The sequence below is a fragment of the Lelliottia sp. RWM.1 genome, assembly GCF_016859735.1.
Classification (GTDB): Bacteria; Pseudomonadota; Gammaproteobacteria; order Enterobacterales; family Enterobacteriaceae; genus Enterobacter.
Genome location: NZ_WLVC01000001.1, coordinates 329,258 through 345,087, shown reverse-complemented (window position 1 = coordinate 345,087; position 15,830 = coordinate 329,258). Strand labels below are relative to the sequence as shown.

The 15,830-nt window shown below is 51.3% G+C and carries 15 protein-coding genes; 14 read left to right on the top strand and 1 reads right to left on the bottom strand.

Annotated features, from left to right (window positions below; translation table 11 throughout):
• The first annotated feature begins 120 nt into the window (after positions 1-120).
• A complete protein-coding gene (rihA, locus tag GF617_RS01620) occupies positions 121-1,056 on the top strand; it encodes a pyrimidine-specific ribonucleoside hydrolase RihA (RefSeq protein WP_203450920.1) in 936 nt (311 codons plus the stop codon).
• A gap of 85 nt (positions 1,057-1,141) precedes the next feature.
• Here rihA and GF617_RS01615 read toward each other — a convergent pair whose 3' ends face one another.
• Positions 1,142-1,624 carry a zinc ribbon-containing protein gene (locus GF617_RS01615; RefSeq protein ID WP_181622662.1) on the bottom strand — a complete coding sequence of 161 codons (483 nt, stop codon included), beginning with the start codon at positions 1,622-1,624 and terminating at the stop codon, positions 1,142-1,144.
• A 214-nt stretch (positions 1,625-1,838) separates the two neighbouring features.
• Between GF617_RS01615 and leuS the strand changes: the two genes are divergently transcribed.
• The 13 genes from leuS (at position 1,839) to GF617_RS01550 (ending at position 15,641) form a co-directional block, all read left to right on the top strand.
• Entirely contained in the window at positions 1,839-4,421 is a 2,583-nt protein-coding gene (gene leuS / locus GF617_RS01610; RefSeq protein WP_203450919.1) for a leucine--tRNA ligase, read from the top strand.
• 14 nt (positions 4,422-4,435) lie between these two features.
• Complete coding sequence (gene lptE, locus GF617_RS01605) at positions 4,436-5,002, top strand: LPS assembly lipoprotein LptE (RefSeq protein ID WP_181622660.1); 567 nt, start codon at positions 4,436-4,438, stop codon at positions 5,000-5,002.
• Positions 5,002-6,033 (top strand): DNA polymerase III subunit delta, encoded by a 1,032-nt coding sequence (gene holA / locus GF617_RS01600; protein ID WP_181622659.1) that lies wholly within the window; start codon positions 5,002-5,004, stop codon positions 6,031-6,033. The genes lptE and holA overlap by 1 nt, the downstream gene beginning before the upstream one ends.
• A complete protein-coding gene (gene nadD / locus GF617_RS01595; RefSeq protein WP_181622658.1) occupies positions 6,026-6,697 on the top strand; it encodes a nicotinate-nucleotide adenylyltransferase in 672 nt (223 codons plus the stop codon). The genes holA and nadD overlap by 8 nt, the downstream gene beginning before the upstream one ends.
• Before the next feature lie 263 nt (positions 6,698-6,960).
• The gene (gene rsfS, locus GF617_RS01590) at positions 6,961-7,278 is read left to right on the top strand and encodes a ribosome silencing factor (protein ID WP_181622657.1); all 318 of its coding nucleotides are present in this window, start codon (positions 6,961-6,963) and stop codon (positions 7,276-7,278) included.
• 3 nt (positions 7,279-7,281) lie between these two features.
• Entirely contained in the window at positions 7,282-7,749 is a 468-nt protein-coding gene (gene rlmH, locus GF617_RS01585) for a 23S rRNA (pseudouridine(1915)-N(3))-methyltransferase RlmH (RefSeq protein ID WP_038159501.1), read from the top strand.
• Between the two features lie 28 nt (positions 7,750-7,777).
• Entirely contained in the window at positions 7,778-9,679 is a 1,902-nt protein-coding gene (mrdA, locus tag GF617_RS01580; protein WP_181622656.1) for a peptidoglycan DD-transpeptidase MrdA, read from the top strand.
• A gap of 2 nt (positions 9,680-9,681) precedes the next feature.
• The gene (mrdB, locus tag GF617_RS01575) at positions 9,682-10,794 is read left to right on the top strand and encodes a peptidoglycan glycosyltransferase MrdB (protein ID WP_014069325.1); all 1,113 of its coding nucleotides are present in this window, start codon (positions 9,682-9,684) and stop codon (positions 10,792-10,794) included.
• Positions 10,795-10,810: 16 nt separating this feature from the next.
• On the top strand, positions 10,811-11,929 hold the full coding sequence (rlpA, locus tag GF617_RS01570) for an endolytic peptidoglycan transglycosylase RlpA (protein ID WP_203450918.1): 1,119 nt from the start codon (positions 10,811-10,813) through the stop codon (positions 11,927-11,929).
• Between the two features lie 139 nt (positions 11,930-12,068).
• Positions 12,069-13,280: a D-alanyl-D-alanine carboxypeptidase DacA gene (dacA, locus tag GF617_RS01565; RefSeq protein WP_181622654.1), complete on the top strand. Its 1,212-nt coding sequence runs from the start codon at positions 12,069-12,071 to the stop codon at positions 13,278-13,280.
• A 106-nt stretch (positions 13,281-13,386) separates the two neighbouring features.
• The gene (gene ybeD, locus GF617_RS01560) at positions 13,387-13,650 is read left to right on the top strand and encodes a DUF493 family protein YbeD (protein WP_003022706.1); all 264 of its coding nucleotides are present in this window, start codon (positions 13,387-13,389) and stop codon (positions 13,648-13,650) included.
• A gap of 94 nt (positions 13,651-13,744) precedes the next feature.
• Positions 13,745-14,386, top strand: coding sequence for a lipoyl(octanoyl) transferase LipB (gene lipB / locus GF617_RS01555; protein WP_181622653.1), 642 nt, complete (start codon positions 13,745-13,747; stop codon positions 14,384-14,386).
• Positions 14,387-14,687: 301 nt separating this feature from the next.
• Entirely contained in the window at positions 14,688-15,641 is a 954-nt protein-coding gene (locus GF617_RS01550) for a YbeF family transcriptional regulator (protein ID WP_181622652.1), read from the top strand.
• Positions 15,642-15,830 lie beyond the last annotated feature (189 nt).

Sequence of the window (15,830 nt, the reverse complement as noted above, 5' to 3'; positions counted from 1 at the left end):
TGTTTCCAGTGCGCAATCAATAGATTGCGCACTGCTTCACGCTTTGGATCTCTTTTCCTCGTCGCCTCCACGTTGCAGCATTAACCTTGTCACAAAATAACGCTAAGAATGGAGAACTCTATGGCACAGCCGATCATCCTCGATTGCGATCCGGGTCATGATGACGCGATCGCACTTGTCCTTGCTCTCGCCTCCCCTGAACTGGAACTCAAGGCCGTCACCTCTTCGGCCGGAAACCAGACACCAGAAAAAACCCTGCGTAATGTTCTGCGAATGCTGACGTTATTAAAACGTACAGATATTCCCGTCGCTGGCGGTGCGGTGAAGCCGCTCATGCGCGAGTTGATCATCGCTGACAACGTTCACGGTGAGAGCGGGCTGGATGGCCCTGCGCTACCCGAACCGGGTTTCGCGCCGCAAAGCTGCACCGCCGTTGAACTGATGGCGAAGGTACTGCGCGAGAGCGCTGAGCCCGTCACACTGGTGGCAACCGGTCCGCAGACCAACGTGGCACTGCTGCTTAACAGCCACCCGGAACTGCACAGCAAAATCGCCCGTATCGTCATTATGGGTGGCGCAATGAATCTGGGAAACTGGACGCCAGCTGCTGAATTCAACATATTTGTCGACCCGGAAGCCGCCGAGATTGTCTTCCAGTCAGGTTTGCCCGTTGTGATGGCTGGATTAGACGTTACCCACCGTGCGCAGATTATGGCGTCAGACATTGAGCGCTTTCGCGCGATTGACAACCCCATCGCAATTACCGTCGCAGAATTGCTCGACTTCTTTATGGAGTATCACAAGGCCGAAAAATGGGGCTTCCACGGTGCGCCACTGCACGACCCTTGCACGATTGCCTGGCTGTTGAAACCGGAATTATTTACGACAGTGGACCGATGGGTCGGCGTGGAGACACAAGGGAAATACACGCAGGGCATGACAGTGGTGGATTATTACTTCCTGACCGGTAATGAACCAAACACGACATTGATGGTGGATATCGACCGGCAGGGATTTGTGGATCTTCTGGCTGAACGGTTGGCGTTTTATCACTGAAAAATCAGTGCGGCCTGATGCCCTCTCCCCATGGGAGAGGGGACAAACACTCAAAACGGCATCCTGGTTGCCGTTTTACTTTTATCTACGGCTCAAATGGCCGACGCTGGAACTGGTCGTGCCCACATTTCGGGCACAGCGGTAAGACATCCGGCGTATAAACTGCAATGTGATGATGACATTTCTCGCAGACCAGATTACCCAGTCCCACTACTTCACCGCTGTGATAAACCCCATGATGGTTGAGATCCTGAAACACTTCACGCCATTCCAGCTGTGTTTTATCGGTGATATCCGCCAGCTCTTGCCACAGACTCTCTTTGATCACTCGCATAAACACGCTATCGGTAATGTCATCCTGGCTCTCTTCGTAGCTTCGCGCAAATTCCTCAAGGTCTCGGCGCACGGCGCGCGTCACCTCTTCAACCTCTGTACGCGTTAACTCCCCCGTCTGCATGACCTTCGATCGTGCCTGTTCAACCAGCGCATCGATGTCCCGTTCGCCGTTACGCAGGCGTTCCGTGAGCGTGGCGACCAGTTCGCGGTAAAATTGAGCAACCTTGTTCATCTTTTTGCCTCCAGGGTGAGTAACTGTTTCTAATGATAGACCTTATTTCAGCGCCGCTTTGTCAGGTGAGCCACAGACCCTGTAAATTCCTGCAAAGCGCATTTGTGTGAAAGGCTGTTTTGGCGCGGGCGTTTGGGCTATGCTATGCGGATCTGAGATACCACATCCATTGGCTACATTTGTAGCTGTATTGAAAACAGGACCACTGGCTGCCATGCAAGAGCAATACCGCCCGGAAGAGATAGAATCAAAAGTCCAGCAACACTGGGACGAGAAGCGTACCTTTGAAGTTACCGAAGACGAGAGCAAAGAGAAGTATTACTGCCTGTCGATGCTTCCCTATCCTTCTGGTCGACTACACATGGGCCACGTGCGTAACTACACCATCGGCGATGTGATTGCGCGCTACCAGCGCATGCTGGGCAAAAACGTTCTACAGCCTATCGGCTGGGACGCATTTGGTCTGCCTGCGGAAGGCGCAGCGGTAAAAAACAATACCGCACCTGCCCCGTGGACTTACGACAACATCGCGTACATGAAAAACCAGCTCAAAATGCTGGGCTTTGGTTATGACTGGAGCCGCGAGCTGGCGACCTGCACGCCTGAATACTACCGCTGGGAACAGAAGTTCTTCACCGAGCTGTACAAAAAAGGCCTCGTCTACAAAAAGACCTCTGCGGTTAACTGGTGTCCAAATGACCAGACGGTTCTTGCGAACGAACAGGTCATTGATGGCTGTTGCTGGCGATGCGACACCAAAGTCGAGCGCAAAGAGATCCCTCAGTGGTTTATCAAAATCACTGCCTATGCGGACGAACTACTGAACGATCTGGATAACCTGGATCACTGGCCAGATACCGTTAAAACCATGCAGCGCAACTGGATTGGTCGTTCTGAAGGTGTAGAAATTACCTTCAACGTTGAGAACTACGATCAAACGCTGACGGTTTACACAACCCGTCCGGACACCTTCATGGGGGCGACCTACCTGGCCGTTGCCGCAGGTCACCCGCTGGCGCAAAAAGCGGCTGCGAACAATCCGGCACTGGCCACCTTTATCAACGAATGCCGTAACACCAAAGTGGCCGAAGCCGACATGGCGACCATGGAGAAAAAAGGCGTCGATACCGGATTTAAAGCGATTCACCCACTGACGGGCGAAGCGATTCCCGTCTGGGCAGCCAACTTTGTGCTGATGGAATACGGTACAGGTGCGGTAATGGCCGTTCCGGGTCACGATCAGCGTGATTATGAATTTGCCTCAAAATACGGTCTGAACATCAAACCGGTTATTCTGGCTGCCGATGGTTCTGAACCAGATCTGTCCGAGCAAGCGCTGACCGAAAAAGGTACGCTGTTCAACTCCGGTGAATTCAGCGGTCTGAGCTTCGAAGATGGCTTCAACGCTATTGCCGACAAACTGGCCTCACTCGGCGTAGGCGAACGTAAAGTCAATTACCGTCTGCGCGACTGGGGGGTTTCCCGTCAGCGCTACTGGGGTGCACCAATCCCAATGGTTACGCTGGAAGACGGTACGGTATTGCCTACGCCAGAAGATCAACTGCCGGTGATCCTGCCGGAAGACGTCGTGATGGACGGTATCACCAGCCCAATTAAAGCCGATCCAGAGTGGGCAAAAACGACCGTTAACGGTCAACCTGCGCTGCGTGAAACTGACACCTTCGACACCTTTATGGAATCCTCCTGGTACTACGCGCGCTATACTTGCCCGCAATATCAGGAAGGTATGCTGGATTCAGATGCCGCGAACTACTGGTTGCCGGTTGACATCTACATCGGCGGTATCGAACACGCCATCATGCACCTGCTCTACTTCCGCTTCTTCCACAAACTGATGCGTGATGCAGGCCTCGTGAACTCTGACGAACCTGCAAAACAGTTGCTGTGTCAGGGTATGGTTCTGGCGGATGCATTTTACTATGTCGGCGCGAACGGCGAGCGTAATTGGGTTTCACCGAAAGAAGCGATTGTTGAGCGTGATGAAAAAGGTCGCATCGTGAAAGCGAGCGACGCTGCAGGTCACGAGCTGGTGTATACCGGCATGAGCAAGATGTCCAAGTCCAAAAACAACGGCATCGACCCGCAGGAAATGGTTGAGCGCTATGGCGCAGATACCGTGCGTCTGTTCATGATGTTCGCGTCACCAGCGGATATGACGCTGGAGTGGCAGGAATCCGGCGTTGAAGGGGCTAACCGCTTCCTGAAGCGTGTCTGGAAACTGGTTTACGAACACACCTCTCAGGGTGATGCGCCAGCGCTGAATGTCGATGCACTGAGCGAAGATCAACAAGCTCTGCGTCGTGATGTTCATAAAACGATTGCAAAAGTGACCGATGATATTGGTCGTCGTCAGACCTTCAATACCGCAATTGCGGCTATTATGGAACTGATGAACAAACTGGCGAAAGCACCACAAGAAGGCGAACAGGATCGTGCGTTAATGCGTGAGGCGCTGTTGGCCGTAGTACGTATGCTGAACCCGTTCACGCCACACGCAAGCTTTACCCTGTGGCAAGAGCTGAAAGGCGAAGGCGATATCGACAACGCTCCATGGCCAGTCGCCGATGAATCTGCGATGGTGGAAAACACCACGCTGGTTGTGGTGCAGGTAAACGGCAAAGTGCGCGGTAAAATCACCGTTGCAGTCGATGCTACTGAAGAACAGGTTCGCGAGCGCGCAGGCCAGGAGCATCTGGTTGCGAAATATCTTGAGGGCGTTACCGTACGTAAAGTGATCTACGTACCAGGTAAATTGCTGAATCTGGTCGTTGGCTAAGCGCGGGAGGAAACGTGCGACAACTGGCAACATTACTCTTATCTCTGTCGGTGCTCGTCACCGCAGGTTGTGGCTGGCACTTGCGCAATACCACGGCAGTGCCTGTTCAGATGAAAACGATGATCTTCGATTCCGGGGATCCGAATGGCCCATTGAGTCGGGCGATTCGTAACCAGCTGCGCCTGAATGGTGTTGAGCTTGTGGAAAAAGGATCGTTACGTAAGGACATACCGTCGTTCCGCGTCCTGAATGCAGCACTGAACAGAGACACCGCGTCCATCTTCCAGGACGGGCGTACGGCGGAGTATCAGCTGGTTATGTCGGTGAGCGCTGCCGTATTAATTCCAGGTAAAGATATTTACCCAATCAGTACGAAAGTCTACCGTTCGTTCTTTGATAACCCGCAAACTGCGCTGGCAAAAGATGCTGAGCAGACCATTATCATCAACGAAATGTACGACAAAGCGGCGGAGCAGTTGATTCGTCAATTGCCAAGTATCCAGGCGACTTCCAAAGAAGCTGCCACAGTAGCGCAACCTGAGGAGATCTCTTCTCCGGTTCCTACGTCTATGGGTAACTGATGCTCAAGTTGTATCCTGAACAACTCCGCGCGCAGCTCACTGAAGGGCTGCGCGCGGCGTATCTGTTACTCGGAAACGATCCGTTATTACTTCAGGAAAGCCTTGACGCCATTCGAGATGTGGCAGCAACGCAAGGCTTTGATGAACACCACACTTTCCAGATTGATAACAGCACCGACTGGCAGTCTCTTTTTTCACTCTGCCAGGCCATGAGTCTGTTTGCATCGCGGCAAACTATCCAGATTCTTCTGCCGGATAATGGGCCTAACGCGGCGATCAACGAACAACTGACAACGCTCGTCAGTCTGTTGCACAGTGACCTTTTGCTTATTGTGCGCGGAAATAAGCTCACAAAAGCGCAAGAAAATGCTGCGTGGTTTACCCAGCTCTCTCCTCATTCTGTTCTGGTTACCTGCCAAACACCTGAGCAGGCGCATTTACCCAAATGGGTCGCGGCAAGAGCAAAACAACAAAAACTGCAACTGGATGATGCGGCCAATCAGCTGCTTTGCTACTGCTATGAGGGTAACTTACTGGCGCTCTCGCAAGCACTGGAAAGGCTTTCGCTGTTGTGGCCAGATGGAAAGTTGACATTACCGCGCGTTGAGCAAGCCGTTAATGATGCTGCTCACTTCACCCCATTCCACTGGGTTGATGCATTACTTTCAGCGAAGAGCAAACGTGCTCTGCATATTTTGCAGCAACTGCGTCTTGAGGGGAGTGAGCCGGTTATTTTGCTTCGCACATTGCAACGTGAACTGTTGCTGCTGAACAATCTTAAGCGCCAGTCTGCACAGACGCCTCTGCGTACGTTGTTTGATAAACACCGCGTTTGGCAAAATCGTCGGGCGATGACCACCGAAGCGATAAATCGCCTGAGCACCGAACAGCTTCGCCAGGCCGTTCAATTATTGATGCGTGCCGAGTTGACCCTAAAGCAAGACTACGGCCAATCGATCTGGGGCGAACTGGAAAGTCTGTCCTTACTGCTCTGCCACAAGGCGCTGGCAGACGTTTTTATCGATGGATAATATGAGCTCTTTACAGGCACTCTTCGGCGGCACGTTTGACCCCGTGCATTATGGGCATCTGAAACCGGTTGAAATACTGGCCAATCTTATTGGCCTGCAACGCGTGATTATCATGCCCAACAATGTCCCACCGCACCGCCCTCAACCCGAAGCCACCAGTGAGCAACGTAAATGTATGCTGGAACTGGCCATAGCAGACAAACCTCTGTTTACACTTGATGAGCGGGAACTGCGCAGGGACACGCCCTCCTGGACGTCGCAAACATTGCAAGAATGGCGCGCAGAACAAGGGCCGGAAAAGCCGCTGGCGTTTATCATTGGTCAGGACTCGCTGCTTAGTTTCCCCAGTTGGCATCAGTATGAAACGATTCTGGAAAACAGCCATCTTCTGGTTTGTCGTCGTCCTGGCTATCCACTGACGATGAAAGAAGCGCAGCATCAGCAATGGCTGGATGCGCATCTCACGGATGACATTGAAGATTTGCATGCACTGCCTGCAGGAAAGATTTATCTGGCAGAAACACCGTGGTTTGATATTTCTGCGACGCTAATTCGCGAACGTCTGCAACACGATTTACCTTGCGACGACCTGCTTCCACTGTCGGTTCTGGAGTATATCCACCATCACGGGCTGTATCAGAAAAGCGCAGAAACATCAGCATAACCCGCGAAAACGCGTGTTATTTACTATCCTGCCTTGACAGGTCAAGCCATGCTGATATCCTCCGCTGCCAGACTTTCCCGCCACTCATTGCTTTACAGAAATTGTTTTACAAAAATGGCGATGCAATCTCAGGCGGAGGGTGGGATGATACCCGCCTTCAAAAGCCCGGGCGGTGACATTTGTCCCGACACGGGCGTCAGTTCAGGTATACTGTCTGGCCACGAATTCATAGTTGTACAATCTCATTCACCCAGGGGGAAAACTTGCAGGGTAAAGCACTCCAGGATTTTGTTATCGACAAAATTGATGACCTGAAAGGTCAGGACATTATCGCTATCGACGTTCACGGTAAATCCAGTATCACCGACTGCATGATTATTTGCACAGGTACATCTACTCGTCATGTTGTTTCGATTGCTGATCACGTTGCTCAGGAATCGCGTGCAGCAGGCCTGCTGCCACTTGGCGTAGAAGGTGAAGCGACCGCAGACTGGGTAGTTGTCGACCTCGGAGATGTTATTGTCCACGTTATGCAGGAAGAGAGCCGTCGCCTGTATGAGCTGGAAAAACTCTGGGGTTAATGCGTGAAGTTGCAGCTAGTAGCCGTCGGCACAAAAATGCCGGACTGGGTACAAACGGGTTTTACTGAATATCTGCGTCGTTTCCCAAAAGACATGCCGTTTGAACTGGTGGAGATCCCAGCAGGAAAACGCGGCAAGAACGCTGATATCAAACGTATTCTCGATAAAGAGGGTGAACTGATGCTGGCTGCCGCAGGCAAGAACCGCATCGTCACTCTTGATATTCCAGGTAAACCCTGGGATACGCCGCAACTGGCGCTCGAACTGGAGCGCTGGAAGCAGGATGGTCGTGACGTCAGTCTGTTGATTGGCGGGCCAGAAGGGTTATCCCCCGCCTGCAAAGCGGCAGCAGAACAAAGTTGGTCCCTCTCCGCACTAACGCTACCCCACCCGCTTGTTCGGGTTCTGGTAGCGGAAAGCCTGTATCGTGCGTGGAGCATTACTACCAACCACCCTTATCACCGCGAGTAATGACTGACCAGGGTAGATTAAGCAGCGGATGAAACTACAGAATTCTTTTCGCGACTATACGGCTGAGTCCGCGCTGTTTGTGCGCCGGGCGCTGGTCGCCTTTACGGGGATTTTGCTGCTTACTGGCGTGCTGATCGCCAACCTTTATAATCTGCAAATTGTCCGTTTTACCGATTACCAGACGCGCTCAAACGAAAACCGTATCAAACTGGTTCCCATTGCACCCAGCCGTGGCATTATTTACGATCGTAACGGCACTCCGCTGGCGTTAAACCGCACCATCTACCAAATCGAGATGATGCCGGAGAAGGTCGATAACGTTCAAGATACGCTGGATGCACTCAAAAGCGTGGTCGACCTCAATGACGACGATATCGCAGCCTTTAAAAAGGAGCGCGCACGTTCGCACCGCTTCACCTCCATTCCGGTAAAAACCAACCTGACGGAAGTTCAGGTTGCCCGTTTTGCCGTGAACCAATATCGCTTCCCCGGCGTAGAAGTTAAAGGCTATAAGCGTCGCTATTATCCCTACGGTTCAGCACTGACGCACGTTATCGGCTACGTATCCAAAATAAACGATAAAGATGTCGACAGACTCGATAAAGATGGCAAGCTGGCGAACTACGCCGCGACGCATGATATCGGTAAACTCGGCATTGAACGCTTTTACGAAGATGTTCTGCACGGGCAGACGGGCTATGAAGAGGTTGAAGTTAACAACCGAGGCCGTGTTATCCGTCAGCTAAAAGAAGTGCCTCCGCAGGCCGGTCATGATGTCTATCTGACACTTGACCTTAAACTTCAGCAGTACATCGAAACGTTACTGGCAGGCAGTCGTGCCGCCGTTGTGGTTACTGACCCTCGCTCGGGCGGTATTTTGGCGTTGGTCTCAATGCCAAGCTACGATCCAAACCTGTTCGTCGATGGGATCTCCAGCAAAGATTATTCTGGCCTGCTAAACGACCCGAACACCCCTCTGGTAAACCGTGCGACGCAGGGGGTTTATCCTCCAGCATCAACGGTAAAACCCTATGTCGCAGTATCCGCACTTAGCGCGGGCGTGATCAACCGCAATACCAGCCTGTTTGACCCAGGCTGGTGGCAGTTACCAGGCTCAGATAAACGTTATCGCGACTGGAAAAAATGGGGCCACGGCCATCTGAACGTCACGAAGTCACTGGAAGAGTCAGCGGATACCTTCTTCTATCAGGTGGCTTACGACATGGGAATCGACCGCCTGTCACAGTGGATGAGCAAATTCGGCTACGGCCATTATACTGGCGTCGATTTGTCTGAAGAGCGTTCAGGTAACATGCCAACCCGTGAATGGAAACTAAAACGCTTTAAAAAACCATGGTATCAGGGTGACACCATCCCGGTCGGTATTGGCCAGGGCTACTGGACAGCTACCCCGTTGCAAATGAATAAAGCAATGATGATTCTCATCAACGATGGCGTTGTGAAAGTGCCCCATCTGTTGATGAGCACAGTAGAAGACGGTAAAAAAGTCCCCTGGTCACAGCCGCACGAAGCTCCAGTAGGTGATATTCATTCAGGGTACTGGGAAATCGCCAAAGACGGTATGTACGGTGTGGCAAATCGCCCGAACGGCACTGCCCATAAATACTTTGCAGGCGCACCTTATAAAGTAGCGGCGAAGTCAGGTACTGCGCAGGTATTTGGTCTTAAAGCGAATGAAACCTACAACGCGCACCGCATCGCTGAACGTTTGCGCGACCATAAGCTCATGACAGCGTTTGCCCCTTACGATAACCCGCAGGTTGCGGTGGCGATGATTCTGGAAAATGGCGGCGCAGGTCCGGCCGTAGGTACGATCATGCGCCAAATCCTGGACCATATTATGCTGGGTGATAACAACACCGAACTGCCGGCTGAAAATCCGGTATCCGCTGCGGCGGAGGACCAATAACCATGACAGATAATCCGAATAAAAAATCGTTGTGGGATAAAATCCACATCGATCCAGCGATGCTACTGATCCTGCTAGCCCTGCTGGTATACAGTGCATTAGTGATCTGGAGCGCCAGCGGCCAGGATATCGGCATGATGGAACGCAAAATCGGCCAAATCGCGATGGGCCTGGTCATTATGGTCGTGATGGCACAAATCCCGCCTCGCGTTTATGAAGGCTGGGCACCATATCTGTACATTTTTTGTATTGTGTTACTGGTGGCCGTAGATGCCTTTGGTGCAATATCAAAAGGCGCACAGCGTTGGCTGGATCTGGGGATTGTGCGTTTCCAGCCGTCGGAAATCGCCAAAATTGCTGTACCACTGATGGTCGCCCGCTTTATTAACCGTGATGTCTGCCCGCCATCGCTCAAAAATACGGCTATAGCACTGGTACTGATCTTCCTGCCAACATTGCTGGTCGCGGCACAGCCTGACCTCGGTACGTCTATCCTTATTGCGTTGTCCGGTCTGTTTGTTCTGTTCTTATCCGGATTGAGTTGGCGTTTGATTGGGATTGCAGTGGTATTGATAGCCGCCTTTATTCCAATTCTCTGGTTCTTCCTGATGCATGATTACCAGCGTCAGCGCGTCATGATGCTGTTAGATCCTGAAACCGACCCACTCGGAGCAGGCTATCATATAATTCAGTCGAAGATTGCCATTGGCTCTGGTGGCTTGCGCGGCAAAGGCTGGCTCCACGGTACGCAATCGCAGCTGGAATTTTTACCTGAGCGCCACACTGACTTTATCTTTGCGGTACTGGCGGAAGAACTGGGACTGGTTGGTATTTTAATCCTGCTGGCACTCTATGTGCTGCTCATCATGCGCGGGTTATGGATTGCGGCTCGTGCGCAAACCACCTTTGGCCGCGTCATGGCGGGTGGATTGATGTTGATTTTATTCGTTTATGTCTTCGTAAATATTGGTATGGTGAGTGGTATTCTGCCTGTTGTAGGCGTACCGCTGCCACTGGTCAGTTACGGAGGCTCGGCACTGATCGTGTTGATGGCCGGGTTTGGTATCGTGATGTCGATCCATACCCACAGAAAAATGTTGTCCAAGAGCGTATAAAAATAAGGGGATCGCAATGCGTAAGCAGTGGCTGGGTATCTGCATCGCAGCAAGTTTGCTGGCAGCCTGTTCAAGTGATGATGGTCAGCAGCAGGCGACCATCGCGCCGCCGCAGCCTGCGGTCTGTAATGGCCCGATCGTTGAAATCAGCGGCGCTGACCCAACGTTTGAACCGCTGAATGCAACGGCGAATCAGGACTATCAGCGTGATGGCAAAAGCTACAAAATCGTTCAGGATCCATCCCGTTTCAGTCAGGCCGGTTTTACCGCCATCTATGATGCGGAACCCGGTAGCAATCTAACGGCATCTGGCGAGGCGTTCGACCCTATGCAGATCACCGCCGCACACGCTACGCTGCCGATCCCAAGCTATGCCCGTGTCACTAACCTGGCAAACGGCCGTATGATCGTCGTGCGTATTAACGATCGCGGCCCTTATGGTAATGACCGTGTGATCTCGTTGTCGCGTGCAGCCGCTGACCGCCTGAATACCTCAAATAATACCAAAGTACGGATCGACCCTATCATTGTGGCCCAGGATGGTTCGCTGTCTGGCCCGGGTATGGCCTGTACGACCGTGGCAAAACAGACCTATGCCCTGCCCTCTCGCCCGGATTTAAGTGGCGGGATGGGAGCCGCCTCTTCACCAGCAGAGGCTGTTCAGCCTCAGGGTGAGGTGCGCGCTATCAGTAACGATACGTTGCAGAGCGACGACGCAACAGGTGCGCCGGTAAAAAGCAGTGGCTTTTTAGGTGCGCCAACCACCTTAGCGGCGGGCGTACTGGAAGGCAGCGAGCCCCCCCCAGCACCTGCTGTTACAACACCCGCGACACAGACTGCACCCGTGACTGCACCAGCAACCACGCAAAGCGCAGCAGTATCCGCTCCCGCGGCAACCAGTAGTGTCAATGGTGGCTTTGTTGTTCAGGTGGGTGCTGTTAGCGATCATACCCGTGCGCAGCAGTACCAACAGCAGTTGAGCCAGCGATTTGGGGTCCCAGGCCGCGTGGAGCAAAACGGTGCGGTATGGCGTATCCAGATGGGGCCATTCGCCAGCAAACCTCAAGCCACAGCGCTACAACAACGCCTGCAAAATGAAGCTCAACTGCAGTCATTTATTGCTGTTGCAAAGTAAATAATCGGCGGTATCCGAATTGTCAATTTGTGTAACCAACATTCACAAAGTCATGCCGAAAGTCGGATGCCTGCCTGTATAGCATTTGCTATAGTAAGGCACTTTTTTTAATTCCATCACGGATGTCGTAGTTCTGACCATGAAGACCACTTTTTCTGCTCGTTTTGTGCAGCGCATGGCGCTGACCACGGCCCTTTGCGCAGTTGCATTCTCTGCTGCTCACGCCGATGACCTGAATATCAAGACCATGATCCCTGGCGTTCCGCAAATCGACGCGGAGTCCTACGTCCTGATCGATTACAACTCTGGCAAAGTGTTGGCAGAACAGAATGCTGACGCCCGCCGTGATCCCGCCAGCCTGACTAAGATGATGACCAGTTATGTTATCGGCCAGGCAATGAAAGCAGGTAAATTTAAAGAAAGCGACCTGGTCACGATCGGTAATGATGCATGGGCTACCGGTAACCCGGTCTTTAAGGGTTCATCGCTGATGTTCCTGAAACCAGGCATGCAGGTTCCCGTTTCTCAGCTTATTCGTGGCATTAACCTGCAATCCGGTAACGACGCTTGCGTCGCCATGGCTGATTTCGCAGCGGGCAGCCAGGATGCATTCGTAGGCCTGATGAACAGCTATGTTACCGCCCTCGGTCTGAAGAATAGTCACTTCCAGACCGTTCACGGCCTCGATGCTGATGGGCAGTATAGCTCCGCACGCGATATGGCGCTGATTGGTCAAGCGCTGATCCGCGATGTGCCTAACGAATATTCTATCTACAAAGAAAAAGAGTTCACTTTCAACGGTATCCGCCAAACCAACCGTAATGGGTTGCTGTGGGATAACAGCCTGAATGTTGACGGTATTAAGACGGGTCACACGGACAAAGCAGGTTACAACCTGGTTGCGTCAGCGACGGAAGGTCAGATGCGTCTGATCTCAGCCGTTATGGGTGGTCGCACCTTTAAAGGTCGTGAAACTGAGAGTAAAAAACTGCTGACCTGGGGCTTCCGTTTCTTCGAAACCGTGAACCCACTGAAAGCCGGTAAAGAGTTTGCATCCGAGCCTGTGTGGTTTGGCGATAATGACCGTGCTTCGCTGGGCGTGGACAAGGATCTGTACCTGACTATCCCACGTGGCCGTATGAAAGATTTGAAGGCCAGCTACGTGCTGAACACAACTGAACTGCATGCACCACTGCAGAAAAATCAGGTTGTGGGTACGATTAACTTCCAGCTGGATGGTAAAACCATCGATCAACGCCCATTAGTGGTCCTGCAAGAAATCCCGGAAGGCAATTTCTTCGGCAAAATCATTGATTACATTAAATTGATGTTCCATCACTGGTTTGGCTAAAAATTGAACACTTGAAAGTGTGATTTTGATCCCCATATACTAAGTAACCTGATAACTCCCACACGCAGTGGGAGTTATTCTTTTTAGATGCAATGCCGGAGCTGACATGAAAACCAAACTTAACGAACTGCTTGAATTCCCTACGCCATTTACTTACAAAGTAATGGGGCAGGCGTTGCCTGAGCTGGTTGATCAGGTGGTTGAAGTGGTACAGCGCCATGCGCCAGGTGACTACTCTCCGACAGTGAAACCAAGCAGCAAAGGCAACTATCACTCTGTCTCAATCACTATCACCGCTACTCATATTGAGCAGGTTGAGACGCTGTACGAAGAACTTGGCAACATAGATATTGTTCGTATGGTACTGTAGTCCCTCTGCGGTTGCCCGGTTTGCCGGGTAACCCATCTCCTCGCTGTGATATACTCCTCGTCACCTTTTATACCTTCTCTTCGGAGACGTTGTTTTGTACCAGGATAAAATTCTTGTCCGCCATCTAGGGCTACAACCTTACGAGCCTGTCTCCCAGGCGATGCACGACTTTACTGACTCACGCGATGACACAACACCCGATGAGATCTGGCTGGTTGAACACCTGCCCGTGTTTACTCAGGGGCAAGCTGGCAAAGCTGAACATTTGTTGATGACGGGTGATATCCCGGTAATACAAAGCGATCGCGGCGGGCAAGTCACTTATCATGGTCCTGGTCAGCAGGTCATGTATGTATTGCTTAACCTTAAGCGCAGAAAACTGGGCGTACGTGAGTTGGTCACAGTCCTGGAACAGACCGTTGTTAACACACTTGCTGAATATGGTATTGATGCCCATCCACGTGCTGACGCACCCGGCGTCTACGTCGGTGAGATGAAGATCTGCTCACTGGGACTGCGTATCCGTAAAGGCTGCTCATTTCACGGACTTGCCCTGAATATAAATATGGATCTCGCCCCCTTTTTGCGCATCAATCCATGTGGCTATGCAGGAATGGAAATGACGCAAATGCGCCAGTGGGTCGAAACGGCTACTCCTGATATTATTCGTCCTGTGCTTTTGAACAACTTGTTAGCACTACTTAACAATCCTCCCCACGAATATATCCCTGCTTAATATATTATACATTATGGCTCGATTATTTGACGAGCCACCGCTTATTTACCGTTTTTACGCTTTACAATATTCCGCAGATTCTATATTTTCGAAGCGCCTAAACACGCCTGCATATTAGCGTTACATATTATTCATCCCCCTGACCGTGCTTCCTGCGGGACTCGTGTAACTTGCGTGATTATCACACAACTGTCTGTTTTTGATAAACAAGTGATACCTACAAAACACTTTACGAATATCTACAAGCACAATAAATAAATTCAACTATCATTCATATTGTGAATGAATACGGAGTGAAAGCGTGGAGTATAATAATTTACCAGCCAAACGCCTGAATGAACCTGGCGGCGAAGATAAGCCGCAAATTTTTCGGACTTTACGTAATATTGACCTCAATTTGCTGACTATTTTTGAGGCAGTATATGTCCATAAGGGTATCGTTAACGCTGCGAAAATTCTTAATCTCACGCCTTCTGCTATTAGTCAGTCAATTCAAAAATTGCGTGCCATATTTCCCGATCCGTTATTTATTCGTAAAGGCCAGGGCGTCACGCCTACTGCCTATGCGACCCACCTTCACGAGTACATTAGCCAGGGGCTAGAATCTATTCTGGGGGCTCTGGACTTAACCGGGAGTTACGACAAGCAAAGAACCATCACCATAGGAACATCGCCCTCTGTTGGTGTACTTGTTCTGCCAGCCATTTACCAGGCTGTGAAGCAGCATGCTCCTCAGCTGTTGCTTCGCAACATTCCCGTAAGCGATGCCGAAACGCAACTTGCACAATTCCAGACCGACCTGATTATCGATAGCAACCATTTTGGCGCCAGAGCATTAGGGCAAAATGTACTCTATGCAGACCACCTTTTGCTGGTGTGTCGTAAGCAGCACCCGGCTCTCAGTCAGCCTTTAACGGTGGATAATCTTCGCAGCTATGAACATTCATCTTTTATGGCCGAAGGGCAACGCCTGAACCCTCTTCGACAGCGAGTTGATGAAATCTTCCCTGAGCGTCAGGTTAGCTTCAGCAGTTACAATATGTTTACTATTGCGTCTATGATTGGTAGCAGTGACATGCTGTGTGTTATGCCATCGCGCTTGTACAATCTGCTTCGCCAGTGCTGGCCACTTGAAAGCATTCCTTTTGACCCGCTGAACACCGAATCTATTGAAATATCTCTTCATTACAACAAACTCAGCCTGCGCGATCCGGTCCTCGAAAACGTCATCAACATCATTCGCCAGGCCTTCTGACCTGGGTGTTCAACATAAGCCCCTGCCTTATGCAGGGCAAAAGGCACAAACCAACAACTATTTTACAAATTGGCGACCTGACAGGCTGCTTTATCGACCGTTTCAATGATATACTGCCTGTCGTTAGTTCAAAAATAGTTGATAAATACAACATTCCCTTGAATTGAAACGCTTTCCTTCGATATTCGC